At 66.0% G+C, this 19712-nt stretch carries 16 protein-coding genes; 12 read left to right on the forward strand and 4 right to left on the reverse strand.

Annotation, left to right across the window (positions count from 1 at the left end; genetic code table 11):
- Window positions 1-2 precede the first annotated feature (2 nt).
- From AC15MQ_RS04645 to AC15MQ_RS04655, 3 genes are read left to right on the forward strand one after another with little or no spacing between them, the layout of a single operon-like run.
- On the forward strand, window positions 3-2150 hold the full coding sequence (locus AC15MQ_RS04645) for a PqqD family peptide modification chaperone (RefSeq protein WP_483079464.1): 2148 nt from the start codon (window positions 3-5) through the stop codon (window positions 2148-2150).
- Complete coding sequence (locus tag AC15MQ_RS04650; protein WP_483079465.1) at window positions 2143-4152, forward strand: preprotein translocase subunit SecA; 2010 nt, start codon at window positions 2143-2145, stop codon at window positions 4150-4152. Before AC15MQ_RS04645 ends, AC15MQ_RS04650 begins: the two co-directional genes overlap by 8 nt.
- A gap of 3 nt (window positions 4153-4155) precedes the next feature.
- Window positions 4156-5046 carry an efflux RND transporter periplasmic adaptor subunit gene (locus AC15MQ_RS04655; RefSeq protein WP_287651673.1) on the forward strand — a complete coding sequence of 297 codons (891 nt, stop codon included), beginning with the start codon at window positions 4156-4158 and terminating at the stop codon, window positions 5044-5046.
- 23 nt (window positions 5047-5069) lie between these two features.
- Here the strand turns inward: AC15MQ_RS04655 and AC15MQ_RS04660 are convergent, their stop codons facing one another.
- Genes AC15MQ_RS04660 through AC15MQ_RS04670 form a run of 3 tightly spaced genes read right to left on the reverse strand, consistent with a single transcriptional unit; the run spans window position 5070 to window position 9822 of the window.
- The gene (locus tag AC15MQ_RS04660) at window positions 5070-6125 is read right to left on the reverse strand and encodes a 2-oxoacid:ferredoxin oxidoreductase subunit beta (protein WP_483079466.1); all 1056 of its coding nucleotides are present in this window, start codon (window positions 6123-6125) and stop codon (window positions 5070-5072) included.
- Window position 6126: 1 nt separating this feature from the next.
- Entirely contained in the window at window positions 6127-7965 is a 1839-nt protein-coding gene (locus tag AC15MQ_RS04665) for a 2-oxoacid:acceptor oxidoreductase subunit alpha (RefSeq protein ID WP_483079467.1), read from the reverse strand.
- Window positions 7966-7974: 9 nt separating this feature from the next.
- A complete protein-coding gene (locus AC15MQ_RS04670) occupies window positions 7975-9822 on the reverse strand; it encodes an FAD-dependent oxidoreductase (protein ID WP_483079468.1) in 1848 nt (615 codons plus the stop codon).
- Between the two features lie 290 nt (window positions 9823-10112).
- On the opposite strand from AC15MQ_RS04670, the gene AC15MQ_RS04675 reads away from it, so the two are divergent.
- On the forward strand, window positions 10113-10559 hold the full coding sequence (locus AC15MQ_RS04675) for a rhodanese-like domain-containing protein (RefSeq protein WP_287651676.1): 447 nt from the start codon (window positions 10113-10115) through the stop codon (window positions 10557-10559).
- A 52-nt stretch (window positions 10560-10611) separates the two neighbouring features.
- Here AC15MQ_RS04675 and AC15MQ_RS04680 read toward each other — a convergent pair whose 3' ends face one another.
- Window positions 10612-11130, reverse strand: a complete 519-nt coding sequence (locus AC15MQ_RS04680) for an O-acetyl-ADP-ribose deacetylase (protein WP_483079469.1) — start codon at window positions 11128-11130, stop codon at window positions 10612-10614.
- Window positions 11131-11659: 529 nt separating this feature from the next.
- On the opposite strand from AC15MQ_RS04680, the gene AC15MQ_RS04685 reads away from it, so the two are divergent.
- The 8 genes from AC15MQ_RS04685 (at window position 11660) to AC15MQ_RS04720 (ending at window position 19697) form a co-directional block, all read left to right on the forward strand.
- The gene (locus AC15MQ_RS04685) at window positions 11660-12646 is read left to right on the forward strand and encodes a stage II sporulation protein M (RefSeq protein ID WP_287668858.1); all 987 of its coding nucleotides are present in this window, start codon (window positions 11660-11662) and stop codon (window positions 12644-12646) included.
- Entirely contained in the window at window positions 12636-14153 is a 1518-nt protein-coding gene (locus tag AC15MQ_RS04690) for a hypothetical protein (RefSeq protein WP_287668861.1), read from the forward strand. The genes AC15MQ_RS04685 and AC15MQ_RS04690 overlap by 11 nt, the downstream gene beginning before the upstream one ends.
- Window positions 14150-15280 carry a DUF4350 domain-containing protein gene (locus AC15MQ_RS04695; protein ID WP_483079470.1) on the forward strand — a complete coding sequence of 377 codons (1131 nt, stop codon included), beginning with the start codon at window positions 14150-14152 and terminating at the stop codon, window positions 15278-15280. Before AC15MQ_RS04690 ends, AC15MQ_RS04695 begins: the two co-directional genes overlap by 4 nt.
- Before the next feature lie 10 nt (window positions 15281-15290).
- Entirely contained in the window at window positions 15291-16280 is a 990-nt protein-coding gene (locus AC15MQ_RS04700; protein WP_350495471.1) for an AAA family ATPase, read from the forward strand.
- Window positions 16281-16298: 18 nt separating this feature from the next.
- Window positions 16299-17609 (forward strand): DUF58 domain-containing protein, encoded by a 1311-nt coding sequence (locus AC15MQ_RS04705; protein WP_483079471.1) that lies wholly within the window; start codon window positions 16299-16301, stop codon window positions 17607-17609.
- Window positions 17610-17692: 83 nt separating this feature from the next.
- Window positions 17693-18457, forward strand: coding sequence for a BPSS1780 family membrane protein (locus tag AC15MQ_RS04710; protein WP_350495472.1), 765 nt, complete (start codon window positions 17693-17695; stop codon window positions 18455-18457).
- On the forward strand, window positions 18454-19173 hold the full coding sequence (locus AC15MQ_RS04715) for an RDD family protein (RefSeq protein ID WP_483079472.1): 720 nt from the start codon (window positions 18454-18456) through the stop codon (window positions 19171-19173). Before AC15MQ_RS04710 ends, AC15MQ_RS04715 begins: the two co-directional genes overlap by 4 nt.
- A 128-nt stretch (window positions 19174-19301) precedes the next feature.
- Window positions 19302-19697 carry an MAPEG family protein gene (locus AC15MQ_RS04720; RefSeq protein WP_483079473.1) on the forward strand — a complete coding sequence of 132 codons (396 nt, stop codon included), beginning with the start codon at window positions 19302-19304 and terminating at the stop codon, window positions 19695-19697.
- The last annotated feature ends 15 nt before the right edge of the window (window positions 19698-19712 follow it).

Below are 19712 nucleotides of genomic sequence, written 5' to 3' on the forward strand. Positions count from 1 at the left end.
GCATGGCCGGCCCCTTTCTCAGCGCCTCCTGGTACCGCGTCGCCGCGTTGCGGCCGCAACTGCGCGCGCACGCCCGCATCCAGCGTCAGCGCTTTCGCGGCCAGGCGTGGTATGTGCTGCACGACAGCGCCGCGGGCAAGCTGCACCGTTTCAGTCCGGCGGCCTACCGCGTCATCCAGTTGATGGACGGTGAGCGGACGCTCGCTGCCATCTGGGACGAGGTGGCGGCGGCAGCCGGGGCCGCAGCGCCGACCCAGGACGAAGTGATCCGGCTGCTGGCGCAACTGCACGCCGGCGATCTGCTGCAGGCCGATCTGCCACCGGACGTCGAGGAACTCGCCGAACGCAGTCGCAAGCAGAAACGCCAGAAGCTCTGGCAGAGCTTCATCAACCCGATGTCGATCCGCATCCCGCTGTGGGACCTCGACAACTTCCTGGACCGCAGCTGGCCGCTGCTCAAAGGCCTGTTCGGTCCGCTCGGGCCCGCGCTGTGGCTGCTGGTCGTGCTGCCGGCGCTGCTGTTGGCCGGGCTGCACTGGCACGAACTGACGGCCAACCTCAGCGACCAGGTGCTGGCGACCCGGAATCTGCTGCTGCTCTGGCTGGTCTATCCGCTGCTCAAGGCCTTGCACGAACTGGGCCACGCCTACGCGGTCAAGTCGGGCGAAGGCGAAGTGCATGAGATGGGCATCATGCTGCTGGTGCTGGCGCCGATTCCCTACGTCGACGCGACCGCCGCCGGCGCCTTTCGCAGCAAGTGGAGCCGGGCGCTGGTCGGTGCCGCCGGCATCCTGGTCGAACTGTTCGTGGCCGGCATCGCGATGTTCGTCTGGGTGCTGGTCGAACCCGGCCTGCTGCGCGCGATCGCCTTCAACGTGCTGCTCGTCGCCGGCGCGTCGACGCTGCTGTTCAACGGCAATCCGTTGCTGCGCTACGATGGCTACTACGTGCTCTCCGACCTGATCGAGATTCCCAACCTCGGCAACCGCTCGAACCAATACTGGCAATGGCTCGCCAAACGCTACCTGTTCGGCCTGAAATCCATCGAGCGGCCGCCGGCGAGCGTCGGGGAACGGCGCTGGTTCGTCTTCTACGGTGCTGCCTCATTCATCTACCGCACCCTGGTGATGATCGCCATCACGCTGTTCATCGCCGGCGAGTTCTTTGTCGTGGGCGTCGTCCTGGCCCTCTGGGCGGCGATCACGATGTTCGCGCTGCCGATCGGGAAAGGCCTGGCGTACGTCCTGTCGAGCCCCGAACTGCAGCGCGTCCGCACGCGTGCGCGGTTGCTCACCTTCGGCGCCCTGGCGCTGTTCCTGCTCTTCGTGCTGGCTGTGCCGATGCCGCTGCGCACACACGCCGAAGGTGTCGTCTGGGTGCCCGAGAACGCCGAAGTGCGTGCCGCCGCCGACGGCTTCGTCGAGCGGCTGCTGGTGCCCCCGGAGGCGTCGGTCGGTAGCGGCGATCTGCTGCTGGTCACCGTCGATCCGACGCTCAGCGCCGAGGTCGAGCAGAGCCGGGCGCGGCTGCGCCAGTTCGAGGTGCAGTACGCGTCGCTGATGTTCAGCGAGCGTGTCCAGGCTGCGGCGATTCAGGAGGATCTGCAGCGGGAACGTGTGGCGCTGGCGCGTGCCGAAGAGAAACTCGACGCGCTGTTGGTGGTCGCCGCCGTGCCCGGCGTGCTCAATCTGGCGCGGGCGCAGGATTTGCCGGAGCGCTTCGTGAAGCAGGGCGAACTGCTCGGCTATATTCTGTCGACACCGCCGCGCTGGTTGCGGGTGGTGGTCACCCAGGACGACATCGCGCTGGTGCGCGAGCGGCGTGCCGCGGTCGAGGTCAAGATCGTCGACCGCATCGAGCAGACCTGGCCGGCACGCGTCCATCGCGAAGTCCCCGGCGCGCGCGACCGCTTGCCGAGCAAGGCCCTGTCGCTCGCCGGCGGCGGCCCGCACGGCACCGATCCGCGCGATCCCGACGGACTGAAGTCGCTGCAGCGGCTGTTCCAGTTCGACCTCGAACTGCCCCCGGAAGTCGGTCCATTGCAGATCGGAACGCGGGCCTACGTGCGTTTCCACCATCACGCCGAGCCGCTCGCCACGCAGTGGGGACGCCGCCTGCGGCAACTCTTCCTGGCACGCTTCAGTGTCTAGAGCGTTGCTCGAGGGCTGGCGGGTGCGGGACTTCGCCGCGAGCCTCTACGCCGAGCGTCGCGATCTCAAGGACGGTCGCCTCGATCGCCTGCTCGGCCGTCTGCGTGGTCGCTGGGCCCAGCGCGCCGCGCCGCTGCGCCGCCGGCGACTGCAGCAGTTTGCCGAACGCGTCGCAGCGCGCGCAGCCGAGCTGAGCGCGCTGGAGACGGAACACCTGCGCGACCGGGCGACGGCCGTACGCACCGCTCTGCAGGTACAGGGGCTGGCCGACGCGCCGGTCGTCGAGTGCTTCGCGCTGGTCCGCGAAGTCTGTTCGCGACTGCTCGGCCTGCGTCACTATCCGGTGCAACTGATGGGCGGCTACGCCATGCTGCGCGGTGCGCTGGCGGAAATGCCGACCGGCGAAGGCAAGACGCTGACCGCGGTACTACCGGCGGTGACCGTGGCGCTCGCCGGCGCGCCGGTCCATGTGATCACGGTGAACGACTACCTGGCGAGCCGCGATGCCGCGTATCTTGCCCCGGTGTATGAGTTCTTCGCGCTGCGGGTCGGCTTGATCGTTCCCGAGCAAACCCCTGCGCAGCGCGTGCAGGCCTATGGCTGCGACGTGACCTACTGCGTGAACAAGGATCTGGTCTTCGACTATCTGCGCGATCGCCTGGCCCGGAAACGGGCGAGGGGTGGTGCCTGCGCCGTGCTCGATGACTGGCTGGCCGGGGCGTGCAGCCCGGCGCGGTCGCCACTGCTTCTGCGCGGCCTGTATTTCGCGATCGTCGACGAGGCCGACAGCGTGCTGATCGACGAAGCCAGGACGCCGCTGATCATCTCCAGCGATGTGGATGACGCGCAGGGGCGCGAACTCTACGCGCAGGCACTGGCGCTGGCCGCCAGCCTCGATTCCCACCAGCACTACCTGCTGCGGCGCCAGGAGCGCAGCATCGAACTTTCGGATGCCGGCCGCGTCACGGTTGCCGACTTCGCTCGCGGGCTGCCGGGACTGTGGCGCATTCCGCGGGCGCGCGAGGAACTCGTCGAGCAGGGCCTTTCGGCGTTGCACCTGTTCCAGCTCGACCGGCACTACCTGATTGTCGACGGCAAGCTGCAGATCGTCGATGAGTACACCGGCCGGGTGATGGCCGATCGCTCGTGGGAGCGCGGCCTGCAGCAGATGATCGAAGTCAAGGAAGGACTGGCCCTCAGCAAGCGGCGCGACACCATTTCGCGCATCACCTATCAGCGCTTCTTCCGCCGCTACCTGTGCCTGGCCGGGATGACCGGCACGGCCATCGAGGTGGCGCCGGAAATGTGTGCGGTCTATGCGCTGGAGGTGCTGCCGATTCCGCCGCATCGGCCACTGCGGCGCCGCGACCTCGGGCAGCGCGTCTTCCTCGACAGCGAGCGGCGCTGGGCGGCGGTGGTCGAGCGCGCCGCTGCAATGCGTGCCGACGGGCGCGCGGTCCTGATCGGTACCCGCTCGGTAGCGGCGTCCGAGCTGGCCAGTCAGCGGCTGCTCGCCGCAGGCTTGCCGCACGCGGTGCTCAATGCACGCCAAGACGCGGGCGAAGCCGCGATCATCGCGCAGGCCGGGCAGCCGGGCCGGATCACCGTCGCCACCAACATGGCCGGCCGTGGCACCGACATCGTGCTCAGCACGGCAGTGCGGCAGGCCGGCGGTCTGCACGTGATCCTCTCAGAATACCACGACGCGGCCCGCATCGACCGCCAGCTCTTTGGCCGCGCCGGCCGTCAGGGGGATCCCGGATCGTGCGAGGCGATCGTCTCGCTCGACGACGAATTGTTTGTCGCGCACGCTGCGCTGCTGCTCGGCTGGCTGCGCGCGCGCGTCACGCCCGACGGGCTGCTGCCGGGAGCGCTCGGGATCTCGCTGCGGCGATTCGCGCAGCGCGCGGCCGAGCGGCAGAATTCACGGATTCGACGACAGACAGTGGAAATGGACAGACAGGTCGAAAGATCTCTGGCGTTTGCCGGAAGGGGGGAATGAGGGATGACGAGGGGGAGAGGCTGGCTGCTGCTGGCGCTGCTCTCCGGCGGGGTATCTGCCGGAGAGTTCGACTGCATCATCGAACCGAGCAGGACGATCGAGGTGCGCGCGGCCAGCGAGGGGCTGATCGAGAAGATCTGGGTGGACCGGGGCGATAGCGTGAAGGCCGGACAGGTACTGGTGACGCTCGATTCGGGAGTCGAGCGCGCGGCGACCGAAGCCGCGCGTTACCGCTCGACGATGCAGGGCCGGATCAGGACCGGCGAGAGCCGGGTCGAGTTCTCGACCGCCAAGTACAACCGGCGCGAGAAGCTGGCCGGACAGTCGTTCATCTCGCTGCACGACCGCGACGAGGCGCTGACCGAAAAGCGGCTCGCCGAATCCGAACTGATCGAGGCCAAGGACGACCGTCGCCTCGCGGAGATCGAGTTCCGTCGCCTGTCCGAGCTGTTGCGCCTGCGCACGATCAGGAGCCCGGTCGATGGCGTCGTCGTCGACCGCCTGCTCAACGCCGGGGAACTGGCCGACAACCGCGACCTGCGCAAACCGATCCTGCGGCTGGCCGACATCGGCACGCTGTTCGTCGAGGTGCTGATGCCGATCGAGGCTTTCGGCAAGCTGGTTCTCGGCCAGACCGCCGAGGTGTTGCCCGAGGCGCCGGTCGGTGGCCGCTACACGGCGACGGTGAAGGTCATCGACCGGGTGCACGACGCCGCCAGCGGCACTTTCGGCGTTCGCCTCGAAATGGCCAATCCGGGGATGAAGCTGCCGGGCGGCATCAAGTGCAAGGCGAATCTTGCGGGTGTCAATGGCCGTTCCGCTCTGGCCACTCCGGGCGTCGCACGCCCGGAGCGCAAGCCGGCACCGGTAGTGGCGCCAGGCAGGCCGATGTAGTCGGCGACAGGGACGGCAGCGGACTACCGCAGCGAGGCGTTGATCTTTTCCAGGGCTGCCGAGCCCGGGCACAATTCTGCGGCGCCGAGGGTATTCAATGGTGTCTCGACGGTCCCCAGTTGTTCATGCAGGTCACAGGCCTCGCCGTCGACGTAGAGCAGTCCGGTGACCACTTCGCCGCGTGCGGCGTGCTCCTGGACGTAGCTCATCGCCCGGATGCGGTCGGTGGGGTCGTATTCGGCGTGCAGCTTGCGCAGGCGAACCAGCGAGCCGTCATGCTGGCGCACCTCGATCAATTCACCGGCGCCGTAGTCGGCGGTGATTTCCTCGCGCTGCGGGAAGAAATCGAGGCGGTTCACCGCCTCGTTGTGCTCGCGGACGTAGTCGTAGCTCTTGGTGCTGCCGCTGTGGTTGTTGAAGGCGATGCACGGCGAGAGCACGTCGATCACCGCAGCGCCCGGATGTGCCAGCGCGGCCCGGATCAGCGGCACCAGTTGCGTCTTGTCGCCCGAGAAGCTGCGGGCAACAAAGGTGGCGCCCATGACCAGTGCCAGGGTCACCAGGTCGATCGGCGCGTCGTTGTTGGTCTGCCCCTTCTTGGACTTCGAGCCCTTGTCGGCGGTGGCCGAGAACTGACCCTTGGTAAGTCCGTAGACGCCGTTGTTCTCGACCAGATAGGTCATGTTCACGCCGCGGCGCAGCACGTGCGCAAACTGGCCGAGGCCGATCGATGCCGAATCGCCGTCGCCGGAGACGCCAAGGTAGATCAGTTCCCGGTTGGCGAGGTAGGCGCCGGTCAGCACCGAGGGCATGCGGCCGTGCACGGTGTTGAAGCCGTGCGAGTTGCCGAGAAAGTAGTCCGGCGTCTTCGACGAACAGCCGATTCCCGAGAGTTTGGCGACGCGGTGCGGTTCGATGTCGAGTTCCCAGCAGGCCTGGATGATCGCCGCCGAGATCGAATCGTGGCCGCAGCCGGCACACAGGGTGGACACCCGGCCTTCGTAATCACGACGGGTGTAGCCGACGCGGTTCTTGGCGAGGCTGGGGTGGTGCAGCTTGGGTTTGGCAAGGTAAGTCATCTCAGGCCACCATGTGTTCGCGGAGCGGGCGCACGTTCAGGCGTGAAACACGTTCGGCGATCTCCTGGGTGATGAAGCGCGCGGTGATCGGCGTACCGTCGTAATGCAGTACCGGGATCAGGCTCGCCGGATTCACGCCGGCTTCGTTGACCAGCAGCGTGGTCAGTTGGCCATCGAAGTTCTGTTCGAGCACGAAGACCTTCGAATGCGAGGCGATGAAGTCGGCGATCTCGTTCTGGAAAGGGAAAGCGCGTACGCGCAGGGCGTTGATGTAGATGCCCTGTTCGGCGAGCGCGTCGATGGCTTCCTGCATCGCCGGCCCCGTCGAGCCATAGAAAATGGCGGCGAAACGCGCCGGGTAGCGGGCCGCGGTCAGCACCGGCATCGGTACCAGCGACTTGGCGGTCTCGAACTTCTGCCGCAGCCGCTGCATGTTGTAGATGTAGTCGGCGCCCACTTCGGAGTAACCGGCATAGGCGTTCTTGGTCGTGCCGCGGGTGAAGTAGCCGCCCTTGGTCGGATGCGTGCCCGGATAGGTGCGGAAGGGGATGCCGTCGCCGTCGACGTCGAGGTAACGGCCGAAATCGGCACCGGCGTCGAGGGCTTCACGGGTCATCACCTTGCCGCGGTCGTACTCGCGCGTGTCGTCCCAGGCGAAGGGGCGACACAGGCGCTGGTTCATGCCGATGTCGAGGTCGGTCATGACGAACACCGGGGTCTGCAGGCGCTCGGCGAGGTCGAGGGCCTGTGCCGACATCTCGAAGCATTCGTAGGGGTCTTCGGGAAAGAGCAGCACATGTTTGGTATCGCCGTGCGAGGAGTAGGCGCAGGCGAGTACATCGGCCTGTTGCGTACGCGTCGGCATGCCGGTCGATGGCCCGCCGCGCTGGACGTTGATCAGCACCGCCGGGATCTCCGCAAAGTAGGCCAGCCCGATGAACTCGGACATCAGCGAGATGCCCGGACCGGACGTGGCGGTGAAGGCGCGCGCGCCGTTCCAGCCGGCGCCGATGACCATGCCGATCGAGGCCAGTTCGTCTTCGGCCTGGACAATCGAATAGCGCCGCGCTCCGGTGACCGGGTCGATGCGCAACTTCTGCGCGAAGCGCTGAAAGGCTTCCGCCACCGACGAGGACGGGGTGATCGGATACCACGCGCAAACCGAGGCGCCACCATAGACGCAGCCCAGCGCCGCAGCGGTATTGCCGTCGACGAAGATGCGGTCGCCGACGCGGTCGCGGCGCTCGACCTTGAGCGCGATCGGCTTGAGGTGCGCACGCGCGAACTCGCGTCCGAGATTGAGCGCCTGGACGTTGGAGTCGAACAGTTTCTCCTTGCCCTGGTACTGCTCGCTGAAGAGTTTCTCGATCTCGGCCGGGTCGATGTCGAGGAGGGTCGTCAACGCGCCGATGTAGATGATGTTCTTGAATAACTGGCGCTGTCGCGAGTCGCTGTAGTGGTCGTTGCAGATCTCGGTCAGCGGCATGCCGAGGACGTGGATATCGTCGCGGAATTTCGCGCGCGGCAGCGGCTTGGAACTGTCGTAGAAAAGGTAGCCGCCGGGGTCGATTTCCCGAACGTCCTGATCCCAGGTCTGGGGATTCATCGCCACCATCATGTCCACGCCGCCGCGCCGGCCGAGATAGCCGTGCTCGGTGACGCGCACCTCGAACCAGGTCGGCAGCCCCTGGATGTTGGACGGGAAGATGTTGCGCGGTGAGACCGGCACCCCCATGCGCAGGATGGCGCGCGCGAACAGTTCGTTGGCTGAAGCCGAGCCCGAGCCGTTGATGTTGGCGAACTTGACGACGAAATCATTGACCGCTTCGATCTTCTGCATTTTCGCTCCTCAGGCGACGACTACTGGTTGCGGACCCTGGACGCCGGCACTGCGGCAACCGGAGCCCGCGTGGGTCATCACCAGCAGGAATTTCTGCATATCCCACGCGCCGGTCGGGCAGCGTTCGGCGCACAGGCCGCAGTGCAGGCACACATCTTCGTCCTTGACCATCACCCGCCCGGTTTTCAGCGTTTCCGAGACGTAGAGATCCTGGCTGGTGTTCAGCGCCGGGGCGAGCAGGCGCGGGCGCAACTCCTGCTCCTCGCCGTTGGCCGTGAAACTGATGCAGTCCATCGGGCAGATGTCCATGCAGGCGTCACACTCGATACACAGCCTGGACGTGAACACCGTCTGTACGTCGCAGTTGAGGCAGCGCTGCGCCTCCTTGAACGCCAGTTGCGGATCAAAGCCCAGTTCGACCTCGATCTTGATGCTCTTCAGGGCGGCGCTGATGTCACGCAGCGGTACGCGCAGGCGGCGGTCCACCGAGATGGCATTGTCGTAACGCCAGGCATGGATGCCCATCTTCTGTGAAACCAGGTTGGTCATTGGCGCCGGTCGGATGGTGATGTCTTCGCCGTTCAACAGGCGGTCGATCGACACTGCCGCCTCGTGGCCGTGCGCCACCGCCCAGATGATGTTCTTCGGCCCGAAAGCCGCGTCGCCGCCGAAGAAGACATTCGGCAGCGTGGATTGCATGGTCCGCTCGTCGAGCTTTGGCAGCCCCCACATGTCGAATTCGATGCCGATGTCGCGCTCGATCCAGGGGAAGGCATTGTCCTGACCGACCGCCACCAGCACCTCGTCGCACTCGAAGTGGGCGTCGGGTTCACCGGTCGGCACCAGATTGCGCCGTCCCTGTTCGTCGAACACCGCCCGTATCTTCTGGAAGGTGACGCCGGTGAGACGGCCGCCGTTGTGGGTGAAGGCCTTGGGCACCAGGTTGTTGAGGATCGGGATGCCTTCGTGCATCGCGTCTTCCTTCTCCCAGGGGCTGGCCTTCATCTGCTCGAAGCCTGAGCGCACGATGACCTTCACGTCCTGACCGCCGAGCCGGCGTGAAGAGCGGCAGCAGTCCATCGCCGTATTGCCGCCGCCGAGCACGATCACCCGCTTGCTGATCGAGGTCACGTGGCCGAAAGCGACGCTGGCCAGCCAGTCGATGCCGAGATGAATGGATTTCGCCGCCTCCTTACGTCCGGGAATGTCGAGATCGTGGCCACGTGGCGCTCCCGAGCCGACGAATATCGCATCGTAACCTTCGGCGAGCAGATTCTTCAGCGAACCGACGTACTGGCGGCTGCGGAAGTCGACGCCGAGCCCGAGAATGTAGCCCGTTTCTTCGTCGATGATCTCCTCGGGCAGCCGGAATTTCGGAATCTGCGTGCGGATCATGCCACCGGCGCGGGCATCGCCGTCGTAAATGACGACCTCGTAGCCGAGCGGCGCGAGGTCACGCGCCACGGTCAGTGAGGCGGGACCGGCCCCGACGCAGGCGATGCGCCGGCCGTTCTTCGATGTTGCCGCTTGCGGCAGCAGGCCGCGGATGTCCTGCTTGTAGTCGGCAGCGACGCGCTTCAGCCGACAGATGGCGACCGGCTCCCGGCGGTTGAGGCCGTCCGCCGTTTCCTCTTCGACGCGGCTGCGACGACAGGCCGGTTCGCACGGACGGTCGCAGGTGCGTCCAAGAATGCCGGGGAAGACGTTCGACACCCAGTTGACCATGTACGCCTCGCTGTAGCGGCCGGCGGCAATCAGGCGGATGTATTCGGGAACGGGGGTGTGGGCTGGGCATGCCCATTGGCAATCCACGACTTTGTGGAAGTAGTCGGGTGCGCCGATATCGGTGGGCTTCAAGACGAACCTATCCTTTCCTTGGCACGAGCCCAGAGTCATGGCCTCTGGCCCCAAAAGAGCGAACATGAATACTAACGCGCCCCCGCAGCGCTGAAAAGGGTTTCGCGACGCAAAGGGCAGGGCGCAACAGGGAAGCGGGCTCCCGTGTCATTTTCATGACTTTCCGGTGCGTCGCATTGGCGGCCGCTCACTGGAATGTCAGCGTCGGCGCTGCCTGAACGTCCATGCCCTGCCGCGCTGGCAGTGGGACCATGTATGATGGCGGCTTTTGTGTCTCAGGAGTGTCGGTCATGGTCCAGCGCCTGTTTTTCTGGTTACTGTCGCTGCTTCTTGCGCTCCCGGTCCGCGCCGAAGTGGTGGACATCGACAATGCCGAACTGGCACGCCTTGCCGGCGCGGGCGTGCCGGTCATCGACATCCGTACCGCCGGCGAATGGAAGCAAACCGGAATCCTGCCGGGCAGCAGGCTGTTGACCTTTTTCGACGAGCATGGCCGTGCCGATCCGCCTGCCTGGTTGCAACAGGTACAGGCGGTGGCCGGGCCCGATCAGCCGGTCATCGTCATTTGCCGCAGCGGCAATCGGACCCGGGCGGCGAGTCAGTTTCTCTCGCAGCAGGCGGGTTATCGGAAGGTGTACAACGCCAGGGAGGGCATACGCTCCTGGATCGGCGAAGGCCGGATGCTGACGCCGGTGCCCGGCGCGCTGGCCACCTGCCCGTCAGGAGCACGCTGCTGACCTTGCCTGGCTGATGGCCGCGGTGCTTGCCGGCGGTCGCCCGGAGTCCGGCTCAGAAACGCACTGGCTCCATAAGCCCCTGGTAAACGCGCAAGTCGGCGAGCGAGAAACAGCAGAAGGACACTGCCTGCAGTGGCCCGAACTTCTGCAGCGAGGAGCGAACCGCGAGCACCGCGACCGCGGCCGCCAGTGCGATCGGGTAACCATAGATGCCGGTACTGATACTGGGGAAGGCAAGGGTCCGGATGCCGTTGGCGGCGGCGATCTCGATCGAGCGGCGATAGCACGAGGCCAGCTGTTCCGCTTCGCCGGCGGCGCCTCCGTGCCAGACCGGACCGACGGTGTGAATGATGTACCTGGCGGGCAGGCGGTAGCCCCTGGTCAGCTTGGCGTCGCCGGTCCGGCAGCCACCAAGAAGGCGACACTCCTGTTGCAGAGCTGGTCCTGCCGCGCGGTGGATGGCGCCGTCGACACCGCCGCCGCCAAGCAGTGACGCGTTGGCGGCGTTGACGATTGCGTCCACCGCAAGCGTGGTGATATCGGCCTGGAGCGTGTGCAAAAGGGTCGGCATGGCGTATTCTCCAAGGGAACAGGATCTCCGCAAGCGGTCAGGAGCATGTCGGCAAGGCCGGTGCTTGCAACTCGCTTGGGTAAGGTGCGCGTACCCAAGCGAGCAGGCGGCACGAATATCGTCGCGATTGTATCTTGCTCTGCCGAGAAGCGGGTGCCGGCCAAGTCGACTTACCGGCGAAGAAAGCGACATGTTGTCGCATTAATTCATTGCTCTATTTCCTTGTGCGGCCTAGCCTTGAACCGAGGGTTGCCGACAGTTGGCAGCGGTCGGTTTCCCTTGCACGCCACTGGGACATGGGCTTGATCTTTTGCAGGTTGTCTTCGAGCGAGCACGCGAACGCGATATGCAGGCAGAGTTCGGGCATTGACACGGGAATGACCGGAACGGGCCGTTGGGGCGCTTGTATGTCGACGACAAGGTTGCTACAAGGTCCGGGAGTCCTTTTCAGCGAAGCGGCCGGAGGGTTCGCTTTCTTGCCCAATGGCGGCGAATCCATCATCATGCTTGGCGTCATCAGGAATGCCTTGTGAAGGAACGCCGATACATCGCTCACCGGCAGGCGGAATGGGAGGCCTGGGATCGCTGGCTGGCACCGCGGCGGCGGGTCGTCGACGGCGCTGCGGCAGGCGATCCCATCGACGCCGCCAGCCTGCCGCACCGCTTCCGCCGACTGTGTCACGACCTGGCGCTGGTGCGTGACCGGAACTATTCGGCGGCGCTCGCCGAGGATCTGCACCGGCGCGTGCTGGCTGCACACCAGCGCATCTACGGTGCAGGCAAACCGGAGGGTGGCGCCATCCTGCGCTTCGTTGCCGGTGGCTTCCCGGTCCTGGTGCGCAGCGAGTGGCGGATCGTTCTCGCCGCCCTGCTGCTCTTCGCTGCGCCGCTGCTGGCGATGCTGCTGACGATTCAAGCCTGGCCTGACGTCGCTTTCCTGCTGTTGTCGCCGGAGACGGTGACCGAAATCGAGAACATGTACTCGCCTTCAGCCCCACACCTGGGGAGGCCGCGTGCAGCATCGAGTGAGTGGGCGATGTGGGGTTTCTACATTGCCAACAACGTGCGCATCGATTTCCAGGCCTTCGCCGGCGGCGTCGCCTTTGGCCTGGGTACCGTCTTCTACCTGCTCTACAACGGCCTGTACATCGGTGCGGTCGCCGGCCACTTGACGCAGATCGGTTTCGTATCGACTTTTTGGGGTTTCGTTGCCGGTCACAGCGCTTTCGAGCTGACCGGCGCGGTGCTCTCCGGTGCGGCCGGGTTGAAGCTGGGCCTGGCACTGCTGGCGCCGGGACGGCTGCCGCGTCTGGCGGCGTTGAAGGAGAACGGTCGCGTCGCGGTACAGCTGCTCTACGGCGCGGCCACCCTGACCTTTCTCGCGGCCTTCATCGAGGCATTCTGGTCGCCGCTGCGCGGCGTTTCGCTGGAGTTCAAGATCGCTGTCGGGATGGGTTTCTGGCTGCTGACCTGCACCTATCTGTTGCTGGGCGGACGCCAATCCCGTGCGGCTTGAGGACATTGCCGTTCACCTGCGCCGGCGCAGCGCTTGGGAGGCGCTGGATCTCGGACACGCGATGTTGCATGCCTGGGCGCCACGGGTGTACCGGGCATGGTTTGCTACGTACTGGCCCGCCGGCATCGTCATTCTGCTGCTTCTGTGGCCGTGGCCGGAATACGCGATGTTCGTGCTCTGGTGGATGAAACCGGTGTTCGACCGCGTGCTGCTGCATGTCTTCAGCCGATCCGTTTTCGGCAACCAGGTCTGCGTGCGCGAGTTGCTGCGCGAGCTGCCGGGGCTGTTGCGAGGGCCGGGCGTGCTCTCGGGCCTGAGTCTGCGCCGCTTCAGCCTGGCCCGCTCACTGTTGCTGCCGGTTTGGCAGCTTGAGGAGCTGCGTGCAGCCGAGGCGCGCGCGCGTTTCCGGCTGCTGGGCCGGCGTTGCCGCGATCATGCCGTATGGCTGACCGTCTTCTGCGCCAACATGTCGTCGATTCTGCTGGTGTCGATGCTGATCACGCTGCCGGCCCTGGTGCCAGGGGAGGGTCTGGACCTGTCGCTGTGGGAGTGGTTCGGCGATGAGCCCTCAGGTATGCGACATCTCTTCGGCATCTTGATGTTCATGGTCGCCGAAACCGTCGTCGAGCCGCTCTATGTGGCTTCGGGGTTCTCTCTCTACCTGAACCGCCGCAGCGAACTCGAAGCCTGGGACATCGAGCTGGCCTTCCGCCGTCTCGCCGAGCGCCGTTCGACGACGGTCGGTGCCGTTCCGCTGCTGGCGCTGTTGCCGCTGGCTCTCGGGTTGGCGCTGTCGCTGCCTGCGCCCCTGCGCGCGCAGGAGTCTGCGCAGCCGACGCACATGCCGTCCGCGTCGGAGCAGAGCGACCTAGCGCACCGGGCGGCCAGGGAAGCCATCGACGCGGTACTTGCCGATCCGGTTTTTGGCCAGGTCACGGAGGACTGGCGCTGGCGCTGGCGCGAGCAACCGGCGGCAGATGATCACCCCGAGCGCGACTGGCTCAAGGCGCTGGTTCGGGCAATTGAGTTCCTGGCCGAGGTGCTGCGGGCCTTGCTCTGGATCGTCGCCGGTCTTGCCCTGGCGATGGTCATCTTGCTGGTCGTGCGTTACCGCGAAAACCTGGGTAGCGAGCGGGCGCGCGTCGCGCCGGAGTTTCTCTGCGGCCTCGATCTGCGGCCAGCCTCCTTGCCGGCCGACATCGCCGCGGCGGCGCATGCGGCCCTCGCCAGGGGCGCAACCATCGAGGCGCTGAGCCTGCTTTACCGGGGAGCGCTGGTGGCGTTGATCGATGATTGCCAGATCGAGTTCGCTGCCGGTGACAGCGAAAACGACTGCCGGCGTCGAGTCGCCGGGCGCCTTCCCGAAGCGGCGGAGAAGTGCTTCGTCGAGGTCATCGACGCCTGGTGTCAGGCGGCGTACGCTCATGTGCCAGTGTCGGTCAAACAGGTCGAGGCACTGGTCGCGACATGGGGAAGGCATTTCGCAGCACGGGTGGTACGACCATGACTCGCCGTGTCGTCCGGGTTTCCGTCGGCGGAGTCGTTGCGCTGCTGCTCGCGAGCTGGCTGATGATGAACCTCGAACGGGTGCCGGTGCACCGCCGGGAGGCCCCGCAGGCCGAGGCCAGGCGCAATCCCTGGCTGGCTGCCGAGCGCTTTACCGTGCGCATGGGTGGTCGCTTGACGCGGCAGTCGGATGCTCGCATCCTCGACCGTCTGCCGGCAGGTGCGACACTGCTCCTCGACCGTCAGCGCCCGCATGTGTGGTCAGCCGAGCGCCTGCGTCGACTGCTGGCCTGGATCGAGGACGGCGGGTACCTGATCGCTGTGGCTGAACTCCCCGGCGTGGACGATCCGCTGCTCGACACTCTTGGGGTGAGGCGTCTGGAACCGTCACCGGCGACTGCTGCGCAGTGGTCGCCGGTGCTGCAGGTGACGCTGCCCGGTGCCGCGCGTTCGCCGACGATCGACGCCAGTGGGCACCTGCTTCAGGCGGACGGGCGCCAGCCTGTGTGGTCGGCCGGTCAGCCTGGTTTCGGCCGGCAGATCCTGCATTTCGACATCGGGCGTGGGCATTTGACGCTGGCCAGCGACCTCGACGAGCAGTTGAGCAACCGGCGTATCGGCGAGAGGGAGCACGCGGAGTTGTACTGGACCCTGCTTGGCCGTTATTCCGGAACACCGCAGCCTGAGGTACTGCTCTTGTCACGTCTGCAGATGCCCCGCCTCGGCGAATGGATCTGGCAGCATGCCTGGGCCGCGTGCGTCGCCACCGCAACTCTGGTCGTTCTGTGGCTGTGGCGCATCGTGCCTCGCTTCGGCGGTGCGCAGGCGGAGGCGCCGCCTGCGCGCCGCGAATTACGCGAACACCTGGCCGCAGTCGCACGCCATCAATGGCGTTCGGGCGCCCTGGCGGTGCTGCTGGAACCCGCGCGGGAGCATTTTCGCAACCGTCTCGGCCAACGCCAGCCGGCGATCGCCGCCCAGCCTGCCGAGACCTGGGCGGCGGCGTTGGCGGTCTTGTCCAGCCAACCCGTCGGGCGTATCGCCGCCGCCCTCGCAGGCCGTGTTGCGACCGCGAACGCGTTTACGGACGCCATGCGTACGCTGCAGGAGTTGGAACGACACCTTTGAGATGCTCACCATGAACGCACCCGACCCGGTTCTTCCGGAAGAGAAACTGCAACAGGCGCGCCAGCTTCTCGCCGCGCTGCGGGCCGAGATGGCCAAGGCCGTGATCGGCCAGCAGGCGGTGGTCGACGAGTTGCTGATCGCTCTTCTCGCCGACGCGCACGTGTTGATCGAGGGCGTTCCCGGCCTCGGCAAGACATTGCTGGTGAAGGCGCTCGCGCGTACCTTCGGCGGCGAAACCCGCCGTATCCAGTTTACCCCCGACCTGATGCCTTCCGATGTCGTCGGCCACACCTTGTTCGACGCCGCGACAGCGCGTTTCGTTACCCGCCGGGGACCGGTGTTCACGCATCTGTTGCTTGCCGACGAGATCAACCGGGCGCCCGCCAAGACCCAGTCGGCGTTGCTCGAAGCGATGCAGGAGAAGCAGGTGACGCTGGACGGCACGGCCTCCGCCTTGGCCCGCCCTTTCATGGTGCTGGCCACCCAGAATCCGATCGAGCAGGAAGGTACCTACCCGTTGCCGGAAGCCCAGCTCGACCGGTTTCTGCTGAAGATTCGTATCGATTACCCCAGCGAGGCCGAGGAAATCGCCCTGACCCGACAGGTGACGCAGGCCAAGACGGGCGCCGATCTCGATGTCGAGGCGGTGGCCACGCTGATCCAGCCGGAAACCGTGGTCGGTCTGCAACAGTCGGCGGCGTACGTGACGCTCGACGAGCGGGTCACTGCTTATGCCGTGGCCATTGTTCGTGCCAGTCGCGACACCCCGGGTCTGTCCAGCGGCGCGGGCCCGCGCGGCGCGATCGCTCTGGTGCGTGCAGCGCGCGCGCGCGCATTGATCGCCGGCCGCGGTTTCGTCACTCCCGACGACATCAAGGCCATCGCCCTGCCGGCTTTGCGCCATCGCGTCACCCCGGCCGCCGAAGCCGAGATCGAAGGACTCGGTGCCGACGATCTGCTGCGCGCGCTGCTCGAGCGTGTGCCGGCACCGCGGATATAGGGACTTTCACCACCGCCCATGTTGCTGCCCGACCGCAGGTTGCTGATCGTTGCCGGGTTATGGCTGCTGCTGGGTCTGGCGGTGGCCGTCGTACCGAGCCTGCTGATGCTCTGGCAGGCTGCTGCCGCTACGCTGCTCGGTCTGGCCGCCGGCGACGCTTTCGCCGGACGCCGCCGCCGCGGGCGCATCGCCGTGCAGCGTGATGTGCCGCATGCCCTGCCAGTGGGTACCTGGCAGACCGTCAACCTGCGCCTGAGCCTGGAAGCAGGCGCGGCGACGGGTTGGCTGCACGACGCGCACCCGGTTGCGTTCCGCAGCGAAGGTTTGCCGCTGCAATTCACGATCGCGTCCGGACGCTGGTTGCGCGTCAGCTACCGGATCTCGGTAAGCGAGCGCGGACGGCAGGTCTTCGCCGCCATCACCCTGCGCTGCGCGTCGCCGTTGCGACTGTGGCTGGTAGAGGAGACTGTCGCCACTCGCGATGAGGTCCGCGTTTTCCCCAACTTCGCACGCATTGCGCATTACACCCTGCTGGCAACCGACAACCGCCTGTCGCAGATCGGCATCCTGCAACGCCGCCGGCGCGGTGCGGGCATGGAATTCCAGCAGTTGCGCGACTATCGTCAGGAAGACTCTCCGCGGCAGATCGACTGGCAAGCCAGTGCGCGCGTCGGCCGCCTGATCTCGCGGGAATACCAGGACGAACGCGACCAGCAGATCGTGTTCCTGCTCGATTGCAGCTCCCGCATGCGCGCTCGGGACGGCGACCTCTCGCATTTCGACCACACCCTGAACGCCTTGCTGCTGCTCGCCTATGTGGCGTTGCGTCAGGGTGATGCGGTGGGACTGGCGACTTTCGGGCATCCCCAGACGCGGTTGCTGGTGCCGCGCAAGTCGGTGGCGACAACGCAGGCACTGATGAACGCCGTCTACGATCTGGAGCCCTCGCTGCAGGCGCCTGATTACCTGCTGGCCGCGGAGCGCATCGATGGCCAGTTGCGCAAACGCGCCCTGGTGGTCCTGGTCACCAATCTGCGCGACGAGGACGACGACACGCTATTGCCGGCCGTCCGGCAGTTGCGGCGGCGCCACGCGGTCAGCGTCGCCAGCTTGCGCGAACCGGTGCTCGACGAGTTGCTCGCCACCCCCGTCGCTGACTTCGATGCAGCGCTGACGCGTGCCGCTGGACTCGAGTACCTGCAGGCACGGCGGCGGCAAATCGCGCTGCTGCGCCATGGCGGGGTGCACGTCCTTGATGTCGGCGCACGCGAACTACCGGTGGCGCTGATCAACCACTACTGGGCCAGAAAGCGGGCAGGCGCGCTATAGTATGCAGCGTGACGACGGCGGTGCCGCAGAGGTGCACGCGCTGAGGCACGTTTCGGCGAATTCAACTGCAAAGGGGGGCAGCAATGAGCAGCGACACCAATCCGTTCAGGGCGCCGGTGGCGCGGGTGCTGGACTATAACGAAACGACCATCGGCACCTTCATTCCCCAAGGGAGATGCGTGCCGACCGGCAACGGTTACCAGTGGCTGCTGCGTGGCTGGGAGATGTTTCGCAGCGCACCCGGTACCTGGATAGGCGTGACCCTCACCTTGCTGGTGCTGATGGTGATCGTGGGCATGATTCCAATCATCAACCTCTCGGTGAACCTGCTCGGCCCGGTCTTCGTCGGTGGCCTGGTCATCGGCTGTCGGGCTATCGAGGATGGCGAGGGGCTACGATTCAGGCACCTTTTTGCCGGCTTCTCGTACAAGACCGGTGCGCTGTTGATGGTCGGGCTGCTCTACCTGCTGGCGATCCTGGCGGTGGCGGCGGTGTTCGGCATCGTCGTTGCAGTGGGTGCCGCCGGTAACTCGCACGCCGGCGATCCCGCCTCAGGGACCATGATCGTGGCCGTCCTGGCAATGGTCGTGCTCTTTGTTCCGCTGGGCATGGCGGTCTGGCTTGCACCGCCACTGGTGGTCTTCCACGACATCTCGGCGTTCCAGGCACTGAAGACCAGTTTCGTCGTTGTTCTGCAGAATTTTGCGCCGTTCCTGGTGTATGGGCTGCTGGTAATGCTGGCCGCGGTCGTCGCCAGCCTGCCGCTGTTCCTCGGCTGGCTGGTGCTGGTGCCGGTGGTCTACGCTTCACTGTACGCGTTCTACCGGGACGTCTTTTTCGAATCATGATTGCCGGCGACCGCCTGGACACCATTTTCCACATCGCGACACCCGAGGGCTGCGCCATCGACCTGCGGGTGGCGGGGCCCGTGGCACGGGCCCGTGCCTGGTTTCTCGACTTCCTGGTGCGCCTGATGATCTGGTTGTTGCTGGCGATCAGCGCGTCGATGCTCGGCGATTTTGGTTTCGGCCTGTTGCTGCTTGGTGCTTTCCTGCTGGAATGGTTCTATCCCATCGTGTTCGAGGTGTATGGCCAGGGGCAGACGCCGGGCAAACGATCCTGTGGTCTCGCTGTAGTCCATGACGATGGGCGACCGATTGGCTGGAGCGCGGCGTTCATCCGCAACACGCTGCGCGGCATCGATTTCCTGCCCTTGCTGTACGCCGCGGGTTTCGTCAGCAGCCTGATGAATGCGCAGGGCAAACGCATCGGCGACCTGGCCGCCGGAACGGTGGTCGTGCATGTCGCCGGCGTGAGGCGTCTGCCGGCCGGGGAGGGCGATGTCGGAGGCGAAGCACCACCGTTTGCCTTGACGCGCGACGAGCAGGTTGCCGTCATCGAGTTCAGCCAGCGCGTCGCGGCGCTGACGCCTGAGCGGGCAGCCGAGTTGGCGGCAGCAGCCGGTCCGCTGACCGCGGGGCTCGACGGCGAAGCGGCGCAGCGACGGCTGCAGCGGATCGGCAACTTCCTGCTCGGCAACCGTGTACTAATGGGGCCGGGCTGACCGCTGTGGGCCCGTGTGGCCGAATGCCTGGTTGGTGGACCGGTTTTTCCTTGCGCGGTGCGACCCTGGTTGAATTTCACCTTCCTCGTTCTGTCTCTGACAGCTGAACTCTCTTACGGATCGACGCCATGAATACCTACCCGGGGCCCGCGCTGCTCACCCTCGCCAGTTCGCTGTTGCTGTTTCTCTGTGCAGCCTACGTCGGCCGCTGTCGCCTGCGCTTCGGCATCAAGGCCCCGGCGACCTGTGGCCACCCGCAGTTCGAAATTGCCTATCGGATACAAATGAATACCCTTGAAAACACGGTCGCTTTCCTGCCCGTGCTATGGGTCTTTGCCCTGCATCTGTCGGCCTTCTGGGCGACGATCCTGGGTGGCGTGTGGCTGGCTGGACGGGTCTGGTACGCACTCGCCTATGCGCGCGACCCGGCAACGCGCGGCCGCGGCTTCGTGTTGTCGATGCTCGCATTCAGCGCCCTTGCGCTGGGTGGCGCCTGGGGTGTGGTCCGGGGCATGCTCACCTGAAGCAGGATGCGGCCA

The sequence above is a fragment of the Candidatus Accumulibacter propinquus genome, from assembly GCF_056856495.1.

Coding starts and splice junctions, on each gene's coding strand:
- AC15MQ_RS04645 (WP_483079464.1), top strand. CDS start 3: ATGGCCGGCCCCTTTCTCAGCGCCTCCTGGTACCGCGTCGCCGCGTTG.
- AC15MQ_RS04655 (WP_287651673.1), top strand. CDS start 4,156: ATGACGAGGGGGAGAGGCTGGCTGCTGCTGGCGCTGCTCTCCGGCGGG.
- AC15MQ_RS04660 (WP_483079466.1), bottom strand. CDS start 6,125: ATGACTTACCTTGCCAAACCCAAGCTGCACCACCCCAGCCTCGCCAAG.
- AC15MQ_RS04665 (WP_483079467.1), bottom strand. CDS start 7,965: ATGCAGAAGATCGAAGCGGTCAATGATTTCGTCGTCAAGTTCGCCAAC.
- AC15MQ_RS04675 (WP_287651676.1), top strand. CDS start 10,113: ATGGTCCAGCGCCTGTTTTTCTGGTTACTGTCGCTGCTTCTTGCGCTC.
- AC15MQ_RS04680 (WP_483079469.1), bottom strand. CDS start 11,130: ATGCCGACCCTTTTGCACACGCTCCAGGCCGATATCACCACGCTTGCG.
- AC15MQ_RS04695 (WP_483079470.1), top strand. CDS start 14,150: ATGACTCGCCGTGTCGTCCGGGTTTCCGTCGGCGGAGTCGTTGCGCTG.
- AC15MQ_RS04700 (WP_350495471.1), top strand. CDS start 15,291: ATGAACGCACCCGACCCGGTTCTTCCGGAAGAGAAACTGCAACAGGCG.
- AC15MQ_RS04705 (WP_483079471.1), top strand. CDS start 16,299: ATGTTGCTGCCCGACCGCAGGTTGCTGATCGTTGCCGGGTTATGGCTG.
- AC15MQ_RS04710 (WP_350495472.1), top strand. CDS start 17,693: ATGAGCAGCGACACCAATCCGTTCAGGGCGCCGGTGGCGCGGGTGCTG.
- AC15MQ_RS04715 (WP_483079472.1), top strand. CDS start 18,454: ATGATTGCCGGCGACCGCCTGGACACCATTTTCCACATCGCGACACCC.
- AC15MQ_RS04720 (WP_483079473.1), top strand. CDS start 19,302: ATGAATACCTACCCGGGGCCCGCGCTGCTCACCCTCGCCAGTTCGCTG.